The sequence below is a fragment of the Gemmatimonadota bacterium genome, from assembly GCA_016712265.1.
In the GTDB taxonomy this organism is placed as follows: domain Bacteria; phylum Gemmatimonadota; class Gemmatimonadetes; order Gemmatimonadales; family Gemmatimonadaceae; genus RBC101.
This window is the reverse complement of the sequence record JADJRJ010000028.1, coordinates 1,475,372-1,499,172: the sequence shown is the minus strand read 5'-3', so window position 1 is coordinate 1,499,172 and position 23,801 is coordinate 1,475,372. Positions and strand designations below refer to the sequence as shown.

The following is a 23,801-nucleotide window of genomic DNA, read 5'->3' as shown; positions in this document are numbered from 1 at the left end:
AACGTCGGCCCCTCATGATCGCACGACTTGCCCGCCCATGGGCTGCCACCGTCATCGGCGGAATTGCCGCGGGCTGGTACGGCCTGAACGTGGCCCCGAGCGCCGTCGGCTCTGCCATGGTCTGGCCGGCGAGCGCCGTCGGGTTCACCGCTGTCGTCCTGTGGGGGCCCTGGATGCTCCCGGCCGTCTGGCTCGCGGCCGCCGTGGTCGTGATGGTGACTGGTCAGCACGCCAGCATGGCTGCCGTCCTGGCCCTGCCCGCCGTGGCCGAGGCGGCGGTGGCATGGGGGCTCTCCCGGGGGCTGCGTCTCGAACGCCGTTTCCTCACGCCAACCAGCACCCTGCGGCTGGCGATTGTCGCCGGTGCATCGGCGGCGGTTGGAACGGGGATCGGTGTCGGTGTGCGCGTGCTCGCCGGGTTGCCGTGGTCACAGGCCGCTGGACTGTACCTCCCTTGGTTGCTTGGGAACGCGACAGGGATGGTGGCTTTCGCCCCGGCGCTGCTGGCCTGGATGCAGCCGCGCGGCGAGCCCGTGCGACCCGCCGCCACGGAACGCCTCGCCCTCGCGATCGCGGTCGCCCTGGTTTCCGCTTTTGTCCTGGTCAACTTCTCGCTCGCCGCAGAGCCGCGCACTGTCCCCACGCTGCTGGCCCTCTTCCCTGTGGTCGTCTGGACGAGCCTGCGGGCGGATACGCGGATGGCGTCGCTGGTGGTGGTGGTGCTGAGCGTGGCCGGGACGCTCGGCGTCCGCTTCCACACCGGGGCCCTCACGTCGATCTCGGACGCCCGCGAGGTGCTCAATGTGCAGGCGTTCCACTTTCTCGTCGTGGTGTTGACCCTGGTGGGCACGGCGCTGACGACCCAGCGCGAGCAGGCACTGGCCAATGCCCTCGACGTCGAACGCCGCCTGAGCGCCGTCAGCGCGGCGACGATCGACGTGCAGATGCTCTTTGCGGTCGAGCCGGGCGAGGAGTTTCGCCTGGTCCACCTCAACCGGGCGGCGCTGGAGCTGGTGCACGTCCTGTGGCCAGGGTCATCCGAGGGTGACCTGGTGGGCCGGTATCCGGCAGACGCTGCCCTCGTGCTGCCCGGGATGGGGGGCCGCTTCCTCGAGCGCAATCTTTCGTTTGGACGCGAGGCGGTGCGGACGCGGGAGGTGGTGCGGTTCCAGGACGCGATCCAGACACCGACCGGCACGCGGACGGCAGATGTGACGATGGTACCAATCATTGGAGGTAACGACGCGGTGGCGTACGTCCTGCGCTCGTCCGTCGACACCTCGGCGCGGCGGGAAGCCGAGGAGGCCGCGCGGCGCTTCAACGAAGACCTGGAGCGCCGGGTCGTCGAGCGCACCCACCAATTGGCGTACGTCAACCGGGAACTGGAGGCGTTCGGCTACACCCTGTCCCACGACCTTCGCGCCCCGCTGCGGATCGTGGAAGGCTTCAGTCGCGCCATCATCGAGGATGTGGAGCAGGGCGTCGTTGGGGACGTCCCGGACCATGCGCGCCGGATCCACGCCGCGTCGCTACGGATGCACCGACTGGTGGACGACCTCCTGCGACTGAGCCAGGTGCCGACGAGCACGGTCGCACGGGACGCGATCGACCTGACGGCGCTGACGGGCGACCTGGCCGCGGAGCTGCGCGCGACGGATCCCGATCGCACGGTGGAGATTGTGGTCCAACCGGGACTGCAGGCCTGCGCCGACGCCCGGCTCCTCACCATCGCGATGCAGAACCTCCTGTCCAATGCCTGGAAGTACACGGCGCGCACGCCGTCGGCGCAGATCGCCGTGGGCCAGCACGTCGAGGAGGGGGTGACGGTCACATGGGTGCGGGACAACGGGGTCGGGTTCGACCCCCGGTACGCCGCGCGGCTGTTCTCCCCGTTCGAGCGCCTGCACAAGCCCGAGGACTTCGAGGGCGTCGGGATCGGACTGGCCACCGTGCAACGGATCATTGCCGCGCATGGCGGCAGGATCTGGGCGGACGCCGCCCCCGGCCGAGGCGCCGTCTTCTCCTTTACGCTCAGCCACCCGCCGGTCCGGCCGGCCGCCTAACGATCCGCGCGGCCACCCCCAGCGAAGAACTGCATCTGGAAGACGGCACTCACCAGGGTCTGGGAGATGCGGCGGTCAAGGTTGCGATCGAAGGTGAGGACACGGGCCGCCTGCAGGCTGAAGGTGGTCGACTCCGAGACATCCGTGTCCAGGTTCAGGTTCACGGTGCGCCGCCCGTTGTCGGTCAGCCGGCTGCGCTGGGCAAACACGGCGACGTTACTGACGTCGCTCTCGGCCAGCGTGGACTGGAAGGACGCGCGCGCCCGCATCGGGGCGACGATACCCCAACGCTTCGGGAGGCCGACGGAGCGACTCACGTCCGCGACGAAGTCCGACGCACGCCCCCGCGTGAGGGACCCGGGCAATGAATCGACGCGTCGCGAGAGCGCCCAGGTCCCGGAGAAGGTCAAGTCACCCCAGGCGGTAACAGCGGTTGCACTGACCGGGAAACTCTGCTGCTCCGCCGTGCGGACCTCGGGCGTGGCCTCCAGATCCCGGGGCATCGTCCACCGTTGCGTGCTGACGAGCGCGCGCGCCGACAGCCCAAGGGAACTGAACAGCCGCTGCAGGGCGACCGGCGAACCATTCCATCGCAGGGCGACATCCGGAAGCACACGCAGCTCCCCGTCGATCGGCGTCGCGCGGTCCGCGCTCCGCCGGTTCCAATGCCGCGACGCGGTGCGTTGCGAACGGTGCGTGACGCTCAGCCCGCCCGGCAAGGTGATGGCGCCCGTCAGGACCGCATCGGTGCTGGCGCCGGCGTTGGCGGCGAAGATCCCGCCCATGCGCCGGAAGGCCTCGATCCCACCGACCCCGAACTGGAAGGCCGGTCCCGGGGCGAGCGGAATGCCATCGTAGGCCGCCAGCTGGTTGCGCGTGACGCTGAGGTCCGCCGGCTGGACGATCCGGGCCAGGCGCGTCCAGCGACTGCCCTCGCCCCACCGCGCCAGGGCGGCGGCCGCCGGGTCGATCGTCGTGGCCACCGTGACAAACTGCGTGTTGCCTGTGCGCCGCGCCAGCGAGGGGACGGGGCGCTCGGCAATCGTGGAATCGAGGATCACCGAGCGGTTGTTCGGGTCGCGGACCATGGCGTATGTCGAGCCTAACGATGCACGGGGACGGACCCAGGCGCGCCAGACCGGTGCCACCGTGAGGCTCGTGGTCATCGAACGCTCCCGTTCGAGTCCAAGGTCCAGGCCGAGGAGTCCCCCACGCTCCCGCCGCGCGGCGACGGCACTGGGTGAACCGCCGCCATAACTCCGCAGGTCATTCACCGTGGAGGCGTCCCACCGCGCCGCCACCCCGGGGAGGAACCGCCATTCCACGCCGGTGGTCGAGCGCAGCAGGCGCTGCTCCCCACGCGCCTCCGTCCGCGGGTCATCCGTGGCGCCGGCCGGCTTGAGAAACGAGGCGCGCCGGTCATCCGACGTCACCATGGCCGTGGAAACCCGCACCGTGCTCGGTCGCCACCACGTCGCCGGGGTTAGGGGAGCGGCCCCGGACAGGAACCCTGCGCTCGACACATCGATGCCCACATTCAGGTCCCGGACACTCGCATCCTGGAACTCCGACCGGCTCCCCAGGAGGCTGGCCGTGCCGTCGAGGACCGCATGGTCGAGCAGGGCGACATACCACGGGCCGGTGTCCGCCGTACGCCGCACGTTCAGGCCAACCGTGGTCTGCCGCGCCCGCGGCGTCCGCAACCCGTCCACCGATCCCCCGCGAACGTCGGACCGTGTCAGGAAGGTGGGGTCACTCCCCGACGCCCGATGCAGGAGCGTGAGCGGGATCGCGAGCCCGGCGGATCGGGGCAGGAGGCGGTCGAGCCGCCACGTGGCGGCCACCTCCACGTCATCGTTTGTCAGGAAGGAGGGAGCGTCGCCAAGTTGTCGGAAGTTTGGGTCCCGACGACGCGCCGCCACGCGGAGCGAGCCATGGTCGCCCGCCGTCAGCGTGGCGGCCAGCTCCCCGGCGTACCCGGGGTCGTCCACCAGCGACGCCAACCGGATGTCATCCACCCACACCTCGGCCGTATCCCCCGGGAGCAGCGCGCCACTCCCCTGCCCCTCGCCCACGCGCAACACCCCCACCGCCACCTCCTGGATCGCCGCCAGGTTCGGCGGCGTCACGACGGGGTCTACCGTGTACACCATGTGACCGCCATCGCACGCCGCATACCGACGCGCCCGGAACCCGGTGGGCAGCGTGCTGCGGGCGATCAGCAGCGAGTCGACCCCGTGGCATCCCACCCAGGTGGTGTCGCCCCTGAGGAAGTTGGTCGTGACCCGCGCCCGAAGCGTATAGAAGACATTGAAGTTGACGCGTACTTCCGGCTCCCATGAGGCGCGCGTGGTTCCCGCCTCCGCACCGGTGCGGAACATGTAGAAGTTGTCCGCGTCGCGCCCCAGCTTGATGAAGACCTGCAGGTCCGACCGCCCCGTTGGCCCTCCTCCCCACCCGCGTCCACGGCCGCGGGCCCAGAAGCGCAGCTCGCGGTATCCCATGAAACTGCGCTGCCCCTCCGGAAAGCGGAAAAAGGCCTCGGCACGGTCCCCGACCTCGAGCCCGAGCGCGAGCAGGCGCAGGGACCGTTCATTTACCTGGAGCTGCTGCCCCCCGAACACACCCGAGGCGTCCTCTGGCAGGTCGGTCACGCCCGGCGGTGACTCGTAGAACAGCCCCCGAGTGGAATCGCGATCCTGGGTGCCGATCGTCGTCGCCACGACGTCGCCGACCAGAACAGGCTCGGTGCCAGCGGCGCCACGAATGGCGCGCTCGGCCCGCTTCTGCCAGGGCGCGCCCACCACCCGGAGCCTGCCTAACGGCAACAGGGAGAACTGGGCATCGCCGAGGGCCGTCCCCGACACCATCGTCACGCGCAGCGCGCGCACGCGACGCAGGGAGGGCCCACCCGCGGTCGAGTCATCTGGCGCGCCGAACGGCAGCCGCACTTGCACCCAGCACAGGCGCGCATCGGGCGGCACCGCCGCGTTCACGTCGCGCACCACCACCCCGCAGCTACCCACCCGGCTGTAGGTGCGACGGTCCGCCAGGTCCACCACGAAGCGGCGCACGCGCTCCTGTTCGCGGTCCGCACTCGTGAAGTTGAGCGCGTTGTCCTGGTCGATATCCTCCTCATCCAGTCGCCCGTTGCGCACCGTGCAGTTGGCCTGCGCGTCACCGAGCACCCGCTCGCGCACCTGCCGCAGCGCGCAGAGCGGGACGCGCGTGGCCAGCGGCGCGACACCACCGACCACGTGCAGCAGGCTCGCTACGTCGCCGGCAACGCCCAGGTCGTTCACGTCGGCATTGAAGGCGCGCGAGAAGGGATCGCGCTCGCTGTCGAGCACGTCCCATCCTTCGATGTGTCGACCGACATAACTCGAGTCCGCCCCCCGGACGATGAGCGTGTCGGGCGTGAAGGCAACCGCATTCTCCGAAATGTCCCCAAAGTCGAGGACAAGGGTCGGGTTCCGGGCGCGGCGCGCCGCGCTCGTGTCCACCAGGGTCCAGAACTCGACCTGTTCCGCGCGCGAGAGGTCGATCCCGCTCCCGGCAATCCCGAAGGTCGTGCGTATGGAGCGCCAACGCCGTCCCGGCCGACGGACCCCGGTTTGCCACTGGTAGGTTCCACGTCCGCGATCGAACCGACCGCCCACCGCGATCGGGTACAGCGACAGCCAGAGGAGCGCCTCATTGCCGGTCACCCCGGTGCCGGCGAGCGCGGCTTGCGGATCGATATCCCGGATCGTGAACTGGATCGGCCGTCCATCCGCGCCGACCCCCGCATTCTGCCAGGCCATCGTCGTCGCGCGGGCCGTGTCGAGGGTCGTCGCCCCAAGCCGGGCGCGGAGCGCGCGGCCTAACGATGGCTGCGACGAGAGTTGCCACTGCGCGTCCGACAGGTTGACCGACGCCCCGCCCTCGCCCTCGAAACTCTCGATGTACGCCTGCTGTGATCCCCATTGCCGCGGGCACGACATGGCCACCTCGGCGGTGACATCGAGGCGCACCGGCGTTGGCGTGGCACTGGAGTCGTCGTCGCGGCGAGCGAACCAGCGCGCAAGCCACGGCAGGGACCAGCCGGCGCGTCCCGACAATCCCGAGACGACATTCGACTGCGGCTCGAAGCCAAGGGGCGGCCGGTTGAACGTCGTGCGCTGCGATTGCGAGATCGTCGTGAACGACAGCTGGCCCGCAGCGAAGTTCCAACTCGACGAGACGCCGAGGATGGAGGTCGGCACGGTCGCAAAGAGCGGATTCTCCTCGTAGCGCACGACCACCCGGCGCATCTGGCGCGAGAGGGTATCCGGTCGCAGGAGGGACACGCGTCCCAGGTCGTAGTCGATCTCGTAGTCGATCCCGCGGACGAGCGGACGCCCTTCCATGCTGACCCGCTCGCTCCCCGGGCGAATCTGCACGGCGTTCAGGGCAATCGTGCCCGAGGATCCGCCGCTCACGTCGTACTGGGCGATGAGGCGATAGAACGACTGCGGGTGCTGCGCCGAGTAGAGGTATTCGCTCGGGGTCCGGTAGATCGTATCGTTAGGCACGACCTCGGCCGGCCGGGCGAGCCCGCGCCGGCCGAAGGGCTGCAACGACGGGAAGACCACGAACTGGTCGCGAAAGAGCCGCGCGCCCGGGGTCGCGGCCACGACGAAATTCGGGTCGTTCGGGCGCGGCCACAGCCGATTCTCGGCGTCGAAGGTGGACGGATTGTTTACCTGTGCCAGCCCAAAGAACTGCAGGTAGGTGGACGCGGTACCACCCGCGGGCTTCTCCTGCTCGGCGCTGGTCCCGGCCACGATACGCAGTTGAACCGTCTGGCGTCGCAGGTCATCGCCGCCGAGTCGGTACACCGAGCGGATCTCCCGCGAGAAGGCGGGAGACGCCGGGGTGACCTGGGGATCCCACAATAGGTGCGCCGTCTGGTCTTGCCCGGGGACGAACTCGAGGTCCGGGGTCCCGCCCAGGTGGGCCAGGACGGTGTCGCGTCCGGCGACGCGAAACGAGTATGCCACCACCAAGCGCTCGTTGTTCAGGGCCAGCGGGCGCACCAACGCCAACCAGAGCTGCGACGGGTCCAGGTAGTAGTCGATGTTCTCCCGCAACAGCTCATATACCTGGCCGGCCCGCGAGAGGGGGTCACCTAGCAAGCGAAAGCGGGGACCATTCGGGTTGGGCGGCTGGCCCCCAAGGATCAGCCGGTAGACGGCCACCCGAGATGGGCGCAGGGTGTCCGGGAGCGACGCGGCGAGGCGCAGCATCGCCGGGCCGTCGATGATGTCGAGGTTGGGGTACGCGGACCCCAGCACCTCCGGGTCGACGGTGAGAAAGAAGCGCCGGGGCTCGACCTGGTAGTCCTCGATCTCGCGCTGTTCCGTGCGCACCGTCCCTGCCCCGACGCTGAAGACCTGGTCGCGGGTCACGTTCCCCTTTTGTTGCGCCGCAATGGCCGTTAGCGAGACCGGCCCGAAGCGCGCCTCCGTCTGGATGCCGAAGTTGCCGCTCGGGATCCCGGAGGTCAGGAATCGCGACGGGGGCGGGGTGAAGGTGACGTTCCCGACTTCGACGCGACGCAGCATCGCGTTCGGCCGACCCTGCCAGGCCAGGAGGATCTGGTTGGAGCCGTCGAATTCCCGCTGGGAGTCGTAGTCAACGTCCAGGCGTGCGCGGTCCGACAGACCACCGGTCGTCTTGAGGCTGAACTGGGCGTCTATTCCGGGAGTAAATGGCGCACGGCAGGTGAAACCGGCCCGAAATAGCACGCTCGTCGCACAGCGCTCATTGCGCGTCTGCTGAGCCTTGGCCTCCAGCCGGGTGCGGAACTCGATGTTCAGGTCGGTCCCGGCCAGTCGATCGCGCAGGAGCTGGGCGAGTGAGTCGACCCCGCTGCGCGGCCGGACGGTATCCCCCGGCGAGGCGACGCGGGCGGAATCCCGGCGGGGAGACTGCCCTTCCGCCCGGCGCGCGCCCCACAGCAGGAGCGCCCCCAACCACGCAGAGTCGGGGGGCTCGCACCCATCGCAGGGTTCCGGTGTAGGAGCGGCGGTCCGTCGTGGGAGGCTCCGGGGCAGGACTCTATATTGTGGGCGACTGGCTGGAGCCTGTGAGGCCAGGACACTTCCCAGGTGAGCCCCCACCGACCGCAGGGCACGAAAAAGGCGCGTGAAGATAATCCACAAGTACGTCCTTCGAGAGCATGTCGGCCCCCTGGTGTTCGCCCTGTCGGCGCTCACCTCCCTCATGCTACTCAACTACATCGCCAAGCAGCTTGGGAACCTGGTCGGGAAGGGTCTGTCCTGGCAGGTCATTCTCGAGTTCTTCGTGCTGTCGCTGCCCTTCACGGTGGCGATGACGCTGCCCATGGCGGTCCTGGTGGCGGTCCTGTACGCCTTTTCCAGGCTCGCGGCCGAAAACGAGATCACCGCCATGAAGGCCAACGGGATCTCCATGCGCCGCATCCTGATGCCGGTGCTGGCCTGGGGGGTGTTCTTCACCATGGCCATGATCGCCTTCAATGACCGACTCCTGCCGGCCACCAATCATCGGCTCAGGGCACTTCAGGGGGACATCGCCCGAAAGAAGCCGTCGTTCGCCATCAAGGAACAGATCATCAACGAGGTCTCCCCTGGCCTCTTTTTCCTGCGAACGACGCACCTGAACCAGTCCACCAACATGATGCAGGAGGTCACGATCTACGACCTCAGCGACCAGCTGCGTCGCCGCACCATTTACGCCGACAGTGGGGTGATGGCGTTTGCCGACAATGGCTCGGACCTCAAGCTCACGCTCTGGAACGGGTTCATGCAGGAAGTCCCCAAAGAGGAACCCGCGAAGTTCCAGCGCCTCTACTTCGGGGAAGACCTGATCCGCGTGAAGGGAGTGGCGAACGCGTTCGAGCGGGACAGCTCCGACGGCTACAAGAGCGACCGTGAAATGACGGTGTGCGAACTGCAGGGCGAGGTCGCCCGCGCGGAGCGCGATTTCTTTCGCGCACGGGAGCGCTACGATCGCGCGGCGCGCGTGGCGAAGGCGAGCAAGAGCACCTCGGTCGATGTGACCGTGCCAGTCACCCCGATCCTCCCGGACACCGGGCGCATCGGTCGGGCTCGTGTGGGGTCGCTGGGCCGGACCTACTGCGATGGGGTGGGGCTCGTCGACACCCTCGCGCTGCCCTGGATCCGCCAGCGTGTCAGCCAGGTCGCGCGGCTCTTCCTCCCGGCGCCGGCCCTGGCGGCGACCATGGGCAGGCAAGACACGCTCAAGCGTGATACCACCAAGGCCCGCCTGGACAGTGCACGACGCGCCGACTCGCTCGTCCGCGTCGCGACCGATTCCGCTCAGCAGGCGGCGGCCGCCGCGACAACCACCCCGGGCGCTCCACAGCCGCCGGCAGCCGTTGCTGGCGCGGTGGTCCCGGAGAGCACCACCGCATCGGTCCCCCCGCCCCCGGTGGTGCCGGATCCGCTGGCCCCACAGGTCCTCCCCCCGTCTGCCGGTTTTGCCAGCACCGTACCGGTCGCTGTGGAGATGGAGGCGGCCCGCAGCGAGATGATCCGCCAGCGATCCAGCATCAACCAGTTTGCGGTGGAGATCCACAAGAAGTTCGCGATCTCTTTCGCCTGTATTGTCTTCGTATTGCTCGGCGCTCCGCTGGCCCTGCGATTCCCTCGCGGGGGTGTCGGCCTGGTGATCGGGGTCAGCCTCGTGGTGTTTGCCCTGTACTACGTAGGCCTCATCGCCGGCGAATCACTGGCCGACCGCGACAAGTTGCCCCCGTCCGTTTCGATGTGGGCCGCCAACATCATCTTCACGCTCGTCGGGCTGTACCTGCTCGCCCGGATGGAGCGCGAGGGTGGGGCGGCTCGCGGTGGCGACACCGGCCTCTGGGCCGAGCGGCTGCGGGCCCTGTGGCCCTTCCGCCGGGGTCGCGCCTGATGTTTCGGTGGCTCCTGCGCCCCCTCGACCGCTACGTCCTTCGGGAGTGGAGCAAGATCTTCTTCGGGACGGCCTTCGGCTTCCCGCTGATCGTCACGATCTTCGACCTCACCGACAACCTGGACAAGTACCTGCAGCGCAGCTTGCCGCCGCGGGACATTGCATTGAGCTACATCTACTGGTTTCCGGAGTCGATGTTGCTCGTGATGCCGGCCGCCGTCTTGTTCGCCACGGTCTTCTCGATCGGGGGCTTCACGCGGCACGCCGAGATCACGGCGGCGAAGGCCAGCGGCCTCGCGTTTCACCGGTTCGTCTTTCCGATCGTGATCGGCGCGGCCCTCGCCTCCGGCGGCGCCCTCCTCCTTTCCGAGTTTGTCCCGCCGGCCAACAAGCGCAAGTCCGAGCTGCTCCAGGAGTCGCGTTTCACGACGGGGAACGAGCGCTACAATTTCGCCTTTGCCGCCGAACGCGGGCGAGTCTACCGCGCCACCCTGCTGAACGTGGAGCGGGGGTACCTCGAGGGGGTCGAGGTCGAGCGCAAGGGTCGCGAGGGCGATGCGACCTACCCGACCTGGATCGTGTCCGCGCGCAACGCGAGGTTCGGCAAGGACACCGGGTGGACCATTCGTGAGGGGTCACTCCACGTCGTCCCGGAGCGTGGGCGCAATGTCGCCTTCGTCTTCGACTCCCTCCGTGACCGCGCGATGGAGGAGTCCCCCCGCGACCTGATGGCGTCGCCCAAGGCGCCGGCGGACATGGGGTATGATGACCTCGGCCGGTTCATCACCGCCCTCGAGCGGTCCGGGAGCGACGTCAACAAGTTGCGCGTAGACCGTGCCCTGAAGATTGCCGTCCCGATCGCCTGTTTCATCATCGCCTTCTTCGGCATGCCCCTCGCCACGTCCAACCAGCGAGGCGGGGCCGCGTATGGCATCGGCATTTCGCTCGGGACCACTATTGTATTCCTGATCATGATCCAGCTCACACGCGCGGTCGGCGGGCAGGGGGGCCTCAGCCCCGAGATGGCCGCGTGGGTTCCGAACATTGTCTTTGGCGTGCTTGGCCTCGTCATGTTCGTTCGCGTGCGGACATGAACGCCCCCATCTACGGCTCGCACCGACACACCGAGGAGCTCCCGGCGGTGGCGCGTGGCAGCTTCCTGCTGATGCGCCGCATGGCCATCCTCGGCTCCGGGGTCTTTGGAGGGATCGGGGCGCGCATGTACTTCCTGGGCGAAACCCTGCGGGCCCTCGTGCTGGATTGGCGCACGTACCTGCCGCTCACCGCTCGCCAGATGTACGCCATCGGCGTGGGGTCCCTCCCCCTCACGGCGATCGTCGCCGCATTCATCGGGTCGGTGATTGCGCTGCAGACCCGCTACCAGTTATTCCCGGGTGTGGTGCTTTCCGTCGTTGGCCTCATCTCGCGGCAGATGATCGTACTGGAGCTCGGCCCCCTGCTAACCGGGCTCGTCCTCACGGGACGCGTGGGCGCGCGGATGACCGCCGAGATCGGGACGATGCGGGTGACGGAGCAGATTGATGCGCTGGAGACGCTGGCCTACAACCCGATCGCCTACCTGGTGGTCCCGCGCGTGCTCGCGGGCATCCTGATGCTACCGCTGCTCGTCATCTTCGCGAATGCCGTGGGCATCGGGACCGCGTTCCTCACGTCGGTCTACGCCACGGACGTGACGCTGGCCCAGTTCTCCGAGGGGCTGCGCCTCGCCTACGCCCCGTTCCAGCTCGTGTACTCGCTGCTCAAGGCCACCATGTTTGGTGGCGCCATTGCCGTCCTCTGTTCGTACGAAGGCTACGTCACGGACGTCGGCGCGGAAGGGGTCGGGCGGTCGACCGCCAAGGCGGTGGTCGTCACCTCCGTCGCCATCCTCGTGCTCGACGCCATCACGGCTACACTCCTCGCTCCGCAACTCCAGGGATGAAACGACGCGACGAAGTTCTCGTGGGCATGTTCACCACGGCGGCCCTGGTGGTCGCGGTGCTGGGCGCGCTGTGGCTGGCCCGCGGCGGGCTGGCGCAAGGCTATCCCCTGTACACGCGCTTCACGTGGGGCCAGGGCTTGAAGCAAGGACAACCGGTGTGGCTCAGTGGCGCGACCGTTGGGTTTGTCGACGAGATCGAATTCGAGCCCGACGGCACCCTCCTGGTGACCTATCGCCTGGAAGAGCAGTACCGGGTGCCGAAGGGCACCACGGCCACCATCCTGCCTAACGGCTTCTTTGGCGACGTCGCCATCGGGCTGGTACCGGACCAGCCCAACACCGAATACTTCGCCCCGGGCGACACGATTCCCGTCGGAACCCCACAAGCCGGCATCGCCAAGTTGACGGCGAGCGCGGATACGATCACGCAGGGCGTGAACAAGTTGCTACGCGGCGCCAGCGAGCAGTTTGTCGACTCCGGCGGCATGCGCGAGATGCGACGCACCATCCTCGCCCTCAACGGGCTCGTCGCCCAAATGAGCCAGATCGCGGCCCTGCAGTCCCGCGAATTGCAGGCGACGATGGTGGCGGTACGTCAGAAGACGGCAGCGATCGACTCGCAGCAAGTGGACTCCACCGTGCGCGCCCTCCGCGCCACGGCGACGAACCTGTCGAACGCGACGACGGAGCTGAAAACGACGACCGATCGGGTGAACTCGCTCCTTGCGAAAGTGCAGAGTGGGGATGGGACTGCTGCGAAGCTCCTGAATGACCCCGGCCTCTACGAAGACTTGCGCCGCGTATTGATCCGGGTGGATTCGCTGACCGCCGAGTTCAAGACGAACCCGAAGAAGTTCATCAACCTCTCGATTTTCTAGCGCCAGACGGCAATCCGAGGGTTGCCTCGGACTCGCACGCGGCGCAGAGGTTCCACGGAGATGGGAGTGACAACGACTTTCGGGCGCGGTGTCGTCAGGAGGTCACACCTTCAGCCGTGGGGATCCCCGACGATTGACCGCGCTCACCGGCGCGCCGGAAGCGGCGTGCGCCGCAACTCGGCGATCTCGCGCAACATGCCCTGGACCATCGCCTCGGCGACCACCCGGCCCTTTTCGCGCGTGGCCAACGTGGCGTTGCCGAAGGTACCGGTCACCGACCAGGTCTTGCCGTCACGCGCGGCGATGGCGGAGTCTGGTGTGAGCCCCCGTCCGCTGACCCCGGGATGGAAGTCGTCTCGCGCCAGCTCCATGCGCACCTTTTCCGGATACATGTAGAGCGCGAGGGAGGTCTCCATCTCGTCGGCGTGGGTGCCTCCCTTCTGCTGGCGGACCTTGTCCTCGGCCTCCTTTCCGACCGCCAGGATGTCCGTGTAGCGAACCACGAGGCCATCCGCCGTCAGGGTGTCCTTCGACGGGCCCAGCGCGCGAAGCGTGGAGACACCAGTGTTCAGGAGGTAGAAGCGGCGGGGGCCGTGGCGCGCGATCGTGCGCACGATGTCCACGACCATGTCACGCGCGGTCTCCAGGCGCAACGTCGTGGAGCCCGGATAGTCGACAAACGAAGGATAGAAGTGGTAGTTCAGCGTCGGGTAGAGCACCACCGGTGTCGCCTCGAACACGCGGCGCGTAAAGTACTCCGCGAGGAGGAAGTCGTTGTTGAGCGGCAGGTGCGGGCCGTGTTCCTTGGCCTCGGCGCCGATCGGGATCACCACCACAACCGACGTGTCGAGGATGGCCCGCGCCTCGGTCCACGGGAGGTCGGCGATGCGCACACTCCGCGTGAGGCCCTGCGACGAGGCGATCAGCGGCGCGCACGCGAGGACGAGCAGGGCAACAGGGGGGAAGCGCATGAGAGCTGGAGAGGTGGGCGGCGCGTGGATCAGGGCAATGGGACGAACTCCCTCAGGATTGGCCCCGGCCCCCGCTCCTCCGCAAGGGCGAGCGCGGCCTGCAGCACCGCACGTTGCCCCGGCGTGTCGTGGGGACGACCCAGCGGATATCCGTGGGGGTAGGGCACCCAGAGCGCCCTCGGCGGGCGCACGGACGCGGCAACCAGCTTCAACAGCTGGATCGCGACGGTCGTGATTCCCTGGCGTTCACATTCGGCGGCAACCAGACCCACGGTCTGGGAGCACATGGGTCAAACTGGAACGAGGAGGGCGACGTCCACCTCATCCTGGACGAGGGTGTGGACCGCATCTGGGGCCGTGCTCGTTACGAGGCGTCCCGTGGACGTCTGGCTGCCCATGCAGGAGAGGTGTCGGGGAGCGACCGCGCCGATGGTACCGTCGTCTGCCAACTCGCGAAGACGATCGATCGGAAATCCGAGGTTGGGGTCGGACTGGATGCCTGAGTGGTCGAACGCCCAAGAGCGATGGCTCTCGCCGAGGCTCGAGACTGGGGTACTTGCGTCCACCACGCGGAACGATGGGTCGCCTCCTCGTACGTCCTGATCGAACGGGGGCTGTCCTTCTGGGGCGAAGCCGGCGCTGGAGACGATGGCGACGCGGCATTCCCTGACCGGCCGTCGGAGGGGAGCCCACGGCGTGGGATCGATGCGGCGCCAGGGATACATCTTGAGGAAGAGTCGCGCCTTGAGCGGGAGTTCGTCGAGTTCGGCCATCAGCAGTCAACGCTCCTCGCGCGTGTTGGCGAATGGTGAAGCCGCCCGGGGCTCACCGTTGCAATCCCCACGTCCGCACCAGGGACATCCCCCGATTCTGCCAAGGTGGGTCAATACCAAGCCACTCACTCACAGTCGGCGCCACGTCGATGAGCCGTGCGGTCGACGTCCTCGTGGGCGGTATCGCCGGGCCGAACGCGCACAGCACCGTTCGCATCTCCGGGCCCAGGGAGGGATAGCCGTGCTCCCCGCCAGTACTGCGCGCGACGAGTTCAGCTCCGCCGAGACGACCGCTCCACATGATCCCATCGGCCACATCGTAGTAGACGTCGCCACCATTGTCGCCCCCAATCCCAAGAGAATCCGCTTCGGCAGTGCCCGCCAGGAAGGTACGGGTCACCACGAGACGCCCCTGCTCGTCGCGCACGGCGCCCAGCGTGCGTTCGAGCGAATCGAGGAGCCGTGGGCGATCCGCAGCAGCGACGATGCCCGCCGGACGCCGAGCATCGTTGACGGTGATCCAGTATCCCGTCGGCGAGTAGGCCGTGGTGCGGTCGAGTTGTATTCGCCCATCTGCATCAACGAACAGGAAGCCCGCCCGCTGCAAGGTGGCGTTGACGTGCCAGGTGCGGTTGGCCACTCGCATGCCATGGTCGCCGGTGAGCAGGAGCATGCTCCCAGGTGTCCCTTGGGCCGCCGCCATCAGCGCACCGATCCTGATGTCCACGAGTTCCCACAGGCGGTCTCGAAGGCTCATCGCACGCGGACTACCGTAACCAAGCAACGCGTGATCGATGTCGTCCCCGAGGGAGAAGTAGTCCAGGAGAAGGTGCGGTTTGCGTTTCAAGGCCCACGACGTGCCACGCATGAAGCCGTCCGTCACCAACTCAGCGAGCTCAAGGAGCCGCCATTCGGCACGCGAATCCGAGAGCGTATCTCCCAGAAGGCCATCACGCCACAGGTGGAACGGGACGTTGCCGACCCACGCTGGGGCGCCTGCCTCATAGGATGCCGCCACGGCCGCGGTGTTGGCCTCAACAACACGTACCTCGGGAATGGCGATCAGGAATTCTCGTGCCCCACTCGACATCGCAAAAGCGCGGACGCGGACGGACACCAGTGCGGAATCCGAGAGTCGCCAGGACACCGGCGCCGAGAAGTGGCGGGCCAGGGTCCGAACACGAGGCGAGGTCGTGTCTTCAGGCACAACCGGGACCTCGACAGCACGCGCGAGATCACGCGTCGGCGCCACCAGCAAGCGAACCGCGCCGCGCGGCGGCACTCGAAGAAAGAGCGAATCCGTGCCCACCGGCACAGACAGTTCAAGGAATGGTTCCGCCCCACTGTCCCCTGCCCACGCCGGCCCCGGCCGGAAACGGTGGGTGCGAGAGGACACGATGGCCGCGCCGGCAATGCGACGGTTGTATCCGTTGAGCGCTGCCATTCCCTCCTGTTCGAGCACCTGCCGCGCCGCCTCCTGCAGGCGGCGACGTTCGACCTCGGTGCGTCCGGGGTAGCCAGGCACGCCAGGCGCGTGCGTCACATGGTGCGCAACAACGGTACGGCCCTGGCGGGCCGCCGCGATCCATAGCGGCTCTGCGTTGAGCTGGTGGTAGGAGAACCCATCCACGAGCGAATCCAGGCGCGTCCCAGCTGGAGGGACGAGGGACCCGGTTATCCCGTGTGTCGTACCCCAGGTCCCGGTCCAGATCGCGGCGTGGCTTGGCGCGGTCACGGCCGGAAAATGCGGTCGTGCACCGTCCGCGCACGCCGACTCACGGAAGAACCGATGGAGGGAAGGAATCCGGGCCTTTGCGACGCTCCCCAACACACGCTGCTCATTGAGGGCATCGACCGAGATGACGATGGCCGACCGCTCCTCGCGTGGTGGCGCCCCGCACCCGACCGCCAGGCTCCAGGTACACGCCAGGGCGATGGGGTAGGAAACACGCGGGCCCGGCGACTGCACCGGGCCCGCACGACGTCCTGTTCGCATCTCTAGCTAGTAGCTGTACTTCACTTGTAGCTGCATCTGGTAGTTCGACCCAAGGTTGTTCTGGAGGAAGCGCTGGTAGTTCGGGTCAAACGTGTGCACGGGAACGATGCTGCTTGCGCCGGTCATGGAACCGGCCGCGCGCGTGACATAGCTGATCAACGTCTGCGAGCCAAAGCCCGCCGTCGGGCGCTCGCCCCAATTCTTGTTGACGAGGTTGAGGAAGTTGAAGACGTCGAGCTGGAGCGCGAGACGGCCAACCCCGAGGGTCTTGAGGGACTGGCGCAGCGACAGGTTGACGGTGTTCGTCCACGGGTTGAAGCAGGAGTTCCGCTCCATGATCTGGCCGCGCTGACTGCGGAGACACTCGGCACCATCAATGAACTTGTCGAACGCCACCGCCTGCTCCGCCGCCGTCACCACGGTGCTCGTCCCGGGGCGGGTGAAGTCGCGGAAGAGCATCTCGCTCGGATCGGTCGCGCGACGTGGAATGTAGATGGCGTCGTTCAGCGTGAATCCGTCACCGTTCAGGTCACCCGAGGACACGTAGCCAAACGGTGCCCCGGACTCACCGATGTACAGCACCGTGAGGTCGGTGAGCGTCTTGCTGAAGCTGTAGGTCGCCTGCCCAATGATGCGATGTTGCTGCTCGAAGAACGAGCGCCCCAGCGAGAGGTCCTCCTGCAACCCGGAGGTGGTGCGTCCGAAGCGATACTGCGAGAACGCCGTGCTGGAGGTCAGGCTCTGGACGTCGCGGGCCTGCGACCACGTGTACATGAGCGAGCCCTCCCAGCCGTCGCTGAAGCGCTTCTGGAGGCCGCCGGTCAGCTGCACCGCGTAGTCCTTCGACTGATTCTGTACGTCGAGCACCGTCGTACGGCCGGTCACCCGCACGACCGGCGCATTTGGCGCCGTGCCGTAGATCGTGCGCCCGAACCGATCGGTGCCCTGCGCGCCGAAGAGCGCCAGGTTCGTATAGAAAGGATTGTTGACACCGAGGGTGTACATGACCTCGGACGTCGCCACGATTCCCCAGCCGATGTCGCGGTCAAAGCCGATAGTGGCCCGGAGGTTCTGCGGGAACTTGAGATCCTTGCTGAGCAGGTTGATCTCGGCGCCGGCCGCAGCCGAAGTCCCGTTGACACAGGTGGTCGGGGCGGTCGCCGCCGTCGCCGCGGTGAACTTCGGCGCGGCGGAGGTATTGCAGGTCAACAGCGCGACACCCGAGCGGCCGGAGTTCTGGAAGGCGTTGGACAACCACACGTACGCCGGACGGCCGGTAAACAACCCGACGCCGCCACGGAGCTGGTTGCGCTGGTCTCCGGTCACATCCCAGTTGAACCCGATGCGCGGAGAGAACTGCCAGTTGCCGCTGGGGACCTCAGCGGTGTTGCGCGCAAATCCGCAGTTTGCCGAGGCCGGCTGCGCGGCCGCGGCGCACAACGGCTCCAGGATATCCGGGTTGGTCGGCGGCGCGTCATTGAAGAACGGCGCGTCCGCACGAACACCGAGCGTCATGTTCAGGCGAGGTGAGACGGCCCAGTCGTCCTGCAGGTAGAATGCATGCTGGCGCGCACTCAAGCGGACCGCGCCGTCGCCGCTGACCGGGACGCCAACGATGTACTGGCGCGGCTGGCCGGAGGTGAGCGAGTCGATGTTGACGAAGTCCCACACCCCAAGCCGCGACTGCGCGAACAGGTTCCGGTACTTGAAGAACTGGTTCTGTGTGCCCAGCGTCAGCCGATGCGACCCGTCGAGGATCGGCATCGTGAAGTTATTGGTGACTTCCACCACCTGCTGATCCAGCTCGTTAGCCTGCGAGAAGCGTTCGCCGCCGGCAACCAGCGACCCGACCGGGGTCGCGACGGTCACCATCGGGGCGTACACGTTCGGGCGCCGACGATCCTCTGTCTTGTTGAACGACACGAGCATCTCGTTGTAGTTGCCGTTCGTGAAGTTCGTGCGCAACTGCGCCACCGTCGAGTTGTGGTTCGAGGTGAAGGCGTAACCGTTGTTGTCCAGGTTGAAGGTGCCGGTGGAGCGACTGAAGTTGTCATCCTGCGCCTTGGCGTAGTTGTGGCGCAACATCAGTGACGAGTTCCACGGCAACATGAAGTCCAGACGACCGAACACGTTGGTCAACGGATTCTCGTTGTCGACGGAGCGTCCCGAACCCTGTGGGATGCCACGCGAGCCGACCAGGTTGTTGAACTGGTCGATGACCGCCTGCGAGACGGACGAAGTCCCGTCGCCCACATACGGCCCGGCCGCCGGCACCGTGCGCTGTTGCCACTCCGGATTGATGAAGAAGAACACCCGGTCCTTCACGAGGGGACCGCCCGCCGTGATCCCGTACTGGGTCTGGTCAAACTCGCGGATGTACGGTTGTTCGCGAACCAGGTCCCGATTCCGGGTGACCGCGTAGGCGGAGCCGGTCATGGTGTTCGTACCGCTCTTCGTGACCGCGTTGATTGCCGCCCCCGAGAAGTTGCCCTGTCGCACATCGTAGGGGGACAGGAGGACCTGGTACTCCTTCACCGACTCGATGCCGATCGACTTGCCGTTCGCCTGGCCGCCCGGCTGCCCGGTTGATCCCAGTCCGAACAGGTCGGACGAAATCGAGCCGTCGATCGTGATGTTGTTGAAGCGGTTGTTCGTCCCACCCCCGGATAGTCCAGGCCCGCTGTTGGACACTTGCGGCGTGAGGGCGACGAAGTCCGTGAAGTTGCGGTTAAGCGAAGGCAGGCGTCGGAGCGATGAATCGCTCACGATGGTGGAGGCCCCGGTCCTTGTCGGCGAAATCAGCGAGTTTGTCTCGGCGACAATGCGAACCGCCTCAATCTGGGTGACCTGCCTCGCCAAAGCGAAGTCGATACGCGTGGACTGGCCGAGTGTCACCGTCACGTTGTCGCGCGTCTGAGGCGCGTACCCGATGCGCCGCACGGTCACGCTGTATGTCGACCCGACCTCGAGCCCCGGAACCGCGTAGAAGCCGGAGGAATTGGTCGTGACCCCTCGGACGAGGCCGGTGGCGCGATTGGTGACCTGAATCTGGGCAGATTCGATCGGACCGGCAGACGAATCGCGTACCGTGCCGGAAATCGCGCCGGTCGTCACCTGGGCGTCGGCCCTGACGCTACCGAATACGGTAGCCGCGAGGCTCGCCCCGGCGATCGCGAGGAATCGACGAAGTTGGTTCATGAGAGTTCGCATCTGGAGTGTGTTTTGGCGCCCCGCGTGCTCGAGGAGCTCGGGCGAGCTGGGGCGACGGGAAAGCTGCCGCTCCGTGACAGGGGGGTCAAGCTGTGTAACACCCCACGCCACCCGCCTAAACTATCCGGCGCGGGCGCACGGTGAGGTGGGACCGCGTAAAGGGGTCGTCACAACAGCCTAGCGCTTCTCCACGAACATCTTATAGACGGGGATCCCCAGCAGGAGCACCCCGAAAATCCCGACCGTCCAGACCCGCGTCCCGGGGTCCAGGAGCCCGTTCACGAGCAGGTACAACACGGCCGCGATGAACACCGCCGGGACGACCGGATAGCCGGGCGTCCTGAACTTCGTGGCGTACCCCGGCCGACGCCGCAGCACATACACCACCGCCACGCCGAGCGCGTAAAACGGGAGCATCGCGTAGACAAACGCGTCCGCCAGCTTCTCGAAGTTCAGGAACAGGACGAATACCATCCCCAGCACCGCGACCAGCGAGATCGCGCCGTACGGGGTCTGGAACGTCGGGTGCACCCGCGAGATGAACTTCGGCAACATGCCATCGTCGGCGGCCGCGAACAGGATGCGTGGGCTCGTCAACAACACGGCGTTCAACGTCCCGAACGTCGACGCCATCACCGTGAACGCCACGAACTTCACCCCGCCGTCCCCCATCAAGCGTTGTGCCACATCCGCCGCGACCAGCTTGGAGGACCGCATCTCGTCGATGGTCAGCACCGAGAGGTACGCCACGTTCGCGAGGCAGAACACCGTGATGATCGCCAGCGTCCCGTAGATCAACGCCCGCGGCATGTTGCGCTCGGGATCCTTCACCTCCCCGGCGACATACGACAGGTCCATCCAACCGTCGTAGGCCCACAGTAGCGAGACCAGGGCCGCGCCGTAGGCGGTCAACGGCACCACCTCCTGGGGCATCCACGGGGTGAAGTTCCCCCCCGTCTTGCCCAGTCCCAACGTGAGCGCCAACAGGATGATCACCCCGAGGCCGCCGGTCTTCATGATCGTCGTCACGTTGACGACCGCGGACCCCATCTTTACCCCAACCACATTGAACGTCGCGGTGATCGCGATGGCCACCGCCGCGATGTAGTGCGAATAGTCGCTGTACGGCGCCACCGTGGGGTCGTACCCGAGGAACCGGAGGAAGTACTCGGCGAAGGTGATCGAGATCGCGCCTAACGCGGCGGCGCGCACGACCGTCAGCTGCGCCCAGCCGAACAGGAACGCGGGGAGACGCCCCCAGCCCTCCTTGAGGAAGGCGTAGATCCCGCCCGTCTTGGGCACCTCACTCGCCACCTCGGCGAGGGTCAACGCACCGCACAGCGAGATCAATCCACCCACCACCCAGAGGGTCAGCAGTGGCGCCGGGCCGGGGATGCGGTCGGCGATCCCCGCCGGACTCCGGAAGATCCCCGACCCAATGGCCGAACCGACCACGACGGCGATGGCACTCCAGAGGCCGAGGCGGCGGGGCAGCTCGGTGGGCGACGAAGAGGAGGTAGACATTCGGGCAATGGTAGCCCGTGAAGAATCCGGCCGTAAGGCAGCCCTCCCGCAGGACGCACCGGACCGCCCGGGCCCTTAGCTTTCCGCTCCGATGTCGCCCACACTCTCCTTCGTCGTCTTCGTCCTCGCGGCCGCGCTGGCCGCCGTGGGACAGCTCCTCGTGCTTCGTGACGGCCTGGCCGGTCGCACCCCTGCCGCAGGCCCAGGTGCCGCCGCCCGGCTACGTGAGGCCCTCTGGATCACGATCCCGGCGATCGCCCTCGCCCTGACCCTCTGGGCCACCTGGCGCGCCCTGCCGAAACAGACCGCCAGCCGCTCGGCCGCGACGGCCGGACCGGTCGCCGCCCTCCCGGTGTCGCGGGGACAACAATGAATCCCTCCTCGCTGTCCACCGCCCCCGCCAGTGAGTCGCGCACGGCACTCAAGGATTTCATCTCCCTCACCAAGCCACGCATCATCTCCCTGCTTCTGGTGACCACGGTGGCCCCCATGTTCGTCGCGGGAGACCCCACCTGGCAGCAGGTCCTGCTGGTGACGCTCGGTGGGTACCTCATGGCCGGTGGCGCCAACGCGGTGAACATGTATGTCGACCGTGACATCGATGATTCGATGGCCCGGACCCGCACCCGACCCATCCCGAGCGGCCGCATGGGCGCCCGCGCTGTCCTCGCCTTCGGGATCGCGATCGCCACGGCGGCAACCTGGCTGCTCGGGCGATTCGTGAACCCGCTCACGGCCGCCCTCGCGCTCGGCGGCTTCTATTTCTACATCATCGTCTACACCCGCTGGCTCAAGCGCACCACGCCGCAAAACATCGTGATCGGTGGAGCCGCGGGGGCGTTTCCCCCGCTCGTTGGGTGGGCCGCCGTGACGGGGCGCATCGACCTCACGGCCGTCTACCTGTTCCTCATCATCTTCTTCTGGACACCGCCGCACTTCTGGGCCCTGGCGCTCCTCAAGCAGGTGGACTACGGACGCGCCGGGATCCCCATGGCACCGCTGGTTTGGGGCGAACGTGAGACCATGGACCAGATGCTCTGGTACACGTTCATCCTCCTCGGCCTCACCCTGCTCCCCGCCACCTTCGGCGCCTTTGGGGTGGTCTACCTCGTCAGCGCGCTCGTCCTTGGACTGATCCTGCTCTACGGGGTGATCCGCATCCGCCGAGAAACCGTCTGGGCGAAGCCTGCCTGGTGGGTGTACAAGTACTCCCTCCTCTACCTCGCGCTCCTGTTCGCGGCGATGGTGGTGGATCGTTCCCTCGCCTGAGTCGCCACATGTCCGGTCAACTGGCGTTTGACGAGCCCGAGTTCCTGACCCTCCGCGTCGGCGGCAGTCCCACCTCGGTTGAACGTCTGATGCTGATCGGGAAACCGCGGAATGGGATGGTCCGCGTGCGCCAATGGACATCGAACTCCTGGAACACGGAGGGCGAAGTCATGGAGGTAGCAGCTCCGGTGCTCATGACCGATATCCAGCGAGTGTACGACGCCCGCGAACCGGTGAGCGAGGAGATCTACGGCATTCGTCAGTGGCTGCTGGGCTAGAGACACGCGCGAAGCCGTTGTAGTACGTGGAGCAGGCACCCCGCAACCTTCTCTTCGCCCTCCTGTTTGGAGCATCGTACATGCGCCGCGTTCTACTCCTCGCCGCCCTGCCCCTCGCACTCCGGGCACAATCGACCCCGTGGACCGTGAAGGTCGATCCTGGTAGCCGCGATACCGTCTCTCACGTCACGATGCCGCCGGGATGGCACATCACTACCGGGCCCGGCGCCCTCGTATACGACACCGGCAACACGGCGGACGGCCGCTATGCGTTGTCGTTGGAGGTGCACCTCTTCCCCGAGCCAAGCCGCGAGGGGTATGGGATCTTTCTAGGCGGGCGCGACGTGAGCACCGCTGGTGCCTCCTATGTCGCGGTGCTCATGCGAAGCGACGGCGCGCTGCAGGTCGTTCGGGTCGCCGGCTCCCGGCACCAGCCGATCCTGGACTGGACCCCCACCACGGCGATCAAGCCCCACCCGGGTACCGACGACACCGCGCTGAACATCCTGTCCGTGCGGGTGGATCCTGACTCGGTGCGCATTGATGCCAATGGGAGCCGCGTGGCGGCGGTCGCCCGAGGGGACCTGGTCCTCGATGGTACTTTCGGGATACGAGCGGGCGCTGGCATCAACCTGCATGTCACCAACTATGACGTGACGCGGCGACTTGCACCCGCTCCGCGGCGGCGTCCGGCCAGCAACTAGAAGCGGCCGCAGCCGCAATTCCCCGGTCCGCACCCGGGCCCCGCCACCGGCATGGCACGGTCCGAACTCGCCACTATTCCCATTCCGCCCGAGATGACCCGTCGGATCGGGATGCGGTGCTCGGGATGTTCGTCCAGCGGGGCGTCGTTCATCCCCTGCCGGATTTCAAAGCGTTCGGGGGCCGTGGCGTCGGTCGGAACCGTCTCGTACACGTAGGTGGGCATCGCGTCCTCCGGAGTTGCCCGCAAGCAA

General features: G+C 67.2%; 17 protein-coding genes. 9 read left to right on the top strand and 8 right to left on the bottom strand.

From position 1 onward, the window contains the following. Window positions 1–14 precede the first annotated feature (14 nt). Window positions 15–2,063 (top strand): MASE1 domain-containing protein, encoded by a 2,049-nt coding sequence (locus tag IPK85_13230; GenBank protein MBK8248351.1) that lies wholly within the window; start codon window positions 15–17, stop codon window positions 2,061–2,063. Here IPK85_13230 and sprA read toward each other — a convergent pair. Continuing rightward, window positions 2,060–8,059 carry a cell surface protein SprA gene (gene sprA, locus IPK85_13225; GenBank protein ID MBK8248350.1) on the bottom strand — a complete coding sequence of 2,000 codons (6,000 nt, stop codon included), beginning with the start codon at window positions 8,057–8,059 and terminating at the stop codon, window positions 2,060–2,062. The genes IPK85_13230 and sprA overlap by 4 nt on opposite strands. 172 nt (window positions 8,060–8,231) lie before the next feature. On the opposite strand from sprA, the gene IPK85_13220 reads away from it, so the two are divergent. From IPK85_13220 to IPK85_13205, 4 genes are read left to right on the top strand one after another with little or no spacing between them, the layout of a single operon-like run. Next, window positions 8,232–10,004 (top strand): LptF/LptG family permease, encoded by a 1,773-nt coding sequence (locus IPK85_13220; GenBank protein ID MBK8248349.1) that lies wholly within the window; start codon window positions 8,232–8,234, stop codon window positions 10,002–10,004. Beyond that, complete coding sequence (locus IPK85_13215; protein MBK8248348.1) at window positions 10,004–11,098, top strand: LptF/LptG family permease; 1,095 nt, start codon at window positions 10,004–10,006, stop codon at window positions 11,096–11,098. The genes IPK85_13220 and IPK85_13215 overlap by 1 nt, the downstream gene beginning before the upstream one ends. Further along, entirely contained in the window at window positions 11,095–11,946 is an 852-nt protein-coding gene (locus IPK85_13210; GenBank protein ID MBK8248347.1) for an ABC transporter permease, read from the top strand. Before IPK85_13215 ends, IPK85_13210 begins: the two co-directional genes overlap by 4 nt. Next, on the top strand, window positions 11,943–12,824 hold the full coding sequence (locus IPK85_13205) for an MCE family protein (protein ID MBK8248346.1): 882 nt from the start codon (window positions 11,943–11,945) through the stop codon (window positions 12,822–12,824). The genes IPK85_13210 and IPK85_13205 overlap by 4 nt, the downstream gene beginning before the upstream one ends. Window positions 12,825–12,967: 143 nt before the next feature. Here IPK85_13205 and IPK85_13200 read toward each other — a convergent pair whose 3' ends face one another. From IPK85_13200 to IPK85_13175, 6 genes are all read right to left on the bottom strand, one after another. Further along, complete coding sequence (locus IPK85_13200; protein MBK8248345.1) at window positions 12,968–13,795, bottom strand: creatininase family protein; 828 nt, start codon at window positions 13,793–13,795, stop codon at window positions 12,968–12,970. Between the two features lie 29 nt (window positions 13,796–13,824). Beyond that, window positions 13,825–14,082 carry a hypothetical protein gene (locus tag IPK85_13195; protein ID MBK8248344.1) on the bottom strand — a complete coding sequence of 86 codons (258 nt, stop codon included), beginning with the start codon at window positions 14,080–14,082 and terminating at the stop codon, window positions 13,825–13,827. 3 nt (window positions 14,083–14,085) lie between these two features. Beyond that, window positions 14,086–14,568: a hypothetical protein gene (locus tag IPK85_13190; GenBank protein ID MBK8248343.1), complete on the bottom strand. Its 483-nt coding sequence runs from the start codon at window positions 14,566–14,568 to the stop codon at window positions 14,086–14,088. A 52-nt stretch (window positions 14,569–14,620) separates the two neighbouring features. After that, window positions 14,621–16,564 carry an alkaline phosphatase family protein gene (locus tag IPK85_13185; protein ID MBK8248342.1) on the bottom strand — a complete coding sequence of 648 codons (1,944 nt, stop codon included), beginning with the start codon at window positions 16,562–16,564 and terminating at the stop codon, window positions 14,621–14,623. A gap of 6 nt (window positions 16,565–16,570) precedes the next feature. After that, a complete protein-coding gene (locus IPK85_13180) occupies window positions 16,571–19,762 on the bottom strand; it encodes a TonB-dependent receptor (protein MBK8248341.1) in 3,192 nt (1,063 codons plus the stop codon). Window positions 19,763–19,951: 189 nt separating this feature from the next. Beyond that, a complete protein-coding gene (locus tag IPK85_13175) occupies window positions 19,952–21,298 on the bottom strand; it encodes an amino acid permease (GenBank protein ID MBK8248340.1) in 1,347 nt (448 codons plus the stop codon). A gap of 91 nt (window positions 21,299–21,389) precedes the next feature. On the opposite strand from IPK85_13175, the gene IPK85_13170 reads away from it, so the two are divergent. The 4 genes from IPK85_13170 (at window position 21,390) to IPK85_13155 (ending at window position 23,549) form a co-directional block, all read left to right on the top strand. After that, on the top strand, window positions 21,390–21,671 hold the full coding sequence (locus IPK85_13170; protein MBK8248339.1) for a hypothetical protein: 282 nt from the start codon (window positions 21,390–21,392) through the stop codon (window positions 21,669–21,671). Beyond that, window positions 21,668–22,567, top strand: coding sequence for a protoheme IX farnesyltransferase (locus IPK85_13165; GenBank protein MBK8248338.1), 900 nt, complete (start codon window positions 21,668–21,670; stop codon window positions 22,565–22,567). The genes IPK85_13170 and IPK85_13165 overlap by 4 nt, the downstream gene beginning before the upstream one ends. Before the next feature lie 8 nt (window positions 22,568–22,575). Then, window positions 22,576–22,845: a hypothetical protein gene (locus IPK85_13160; protein ID MBK8248337.1), complete on the top strand. Its 270-nt coding sequence runs from the start codon at window positions 22,576–22,578 to the stop codon at window positions 22,843–22,845. A gap of 80 nt (window positions 22,846–22,925) precedes the next feature. Then, window positions 22,926–23,549 carry a hypothetical protein gene (locus tag IPK85_13155; GenBank protein MBK8248336.1) on the top strand — a complete coding sequence of 208 codons (624 nt, stop codon included), beginning with the start codon at window positions 22,926–22,928 and terminating at the stop codon, window positions 23,547–23,549. Here the strand turns inward: IPK85_13155 and IPK85_13150 are convergent. Continuing rightward, window positions 23,546–23,773 (bottom strand): zinc ribbon domain-containing protein, encoded by a 228-nt coding sequence (locus tag IPK85_13150; GenBank protein ID MBK8248335.1) that lies wholly within the window; start codon window positions 23,771–23,773, stop codon window positions 23,546–23,548. The two genes, IPK85_13155 and IPK85_13150, sit on opposite strands and share 4 nt — an antisense overlap. Window positions 23,774–23,801: the final 28 nt, after the last annotated feature.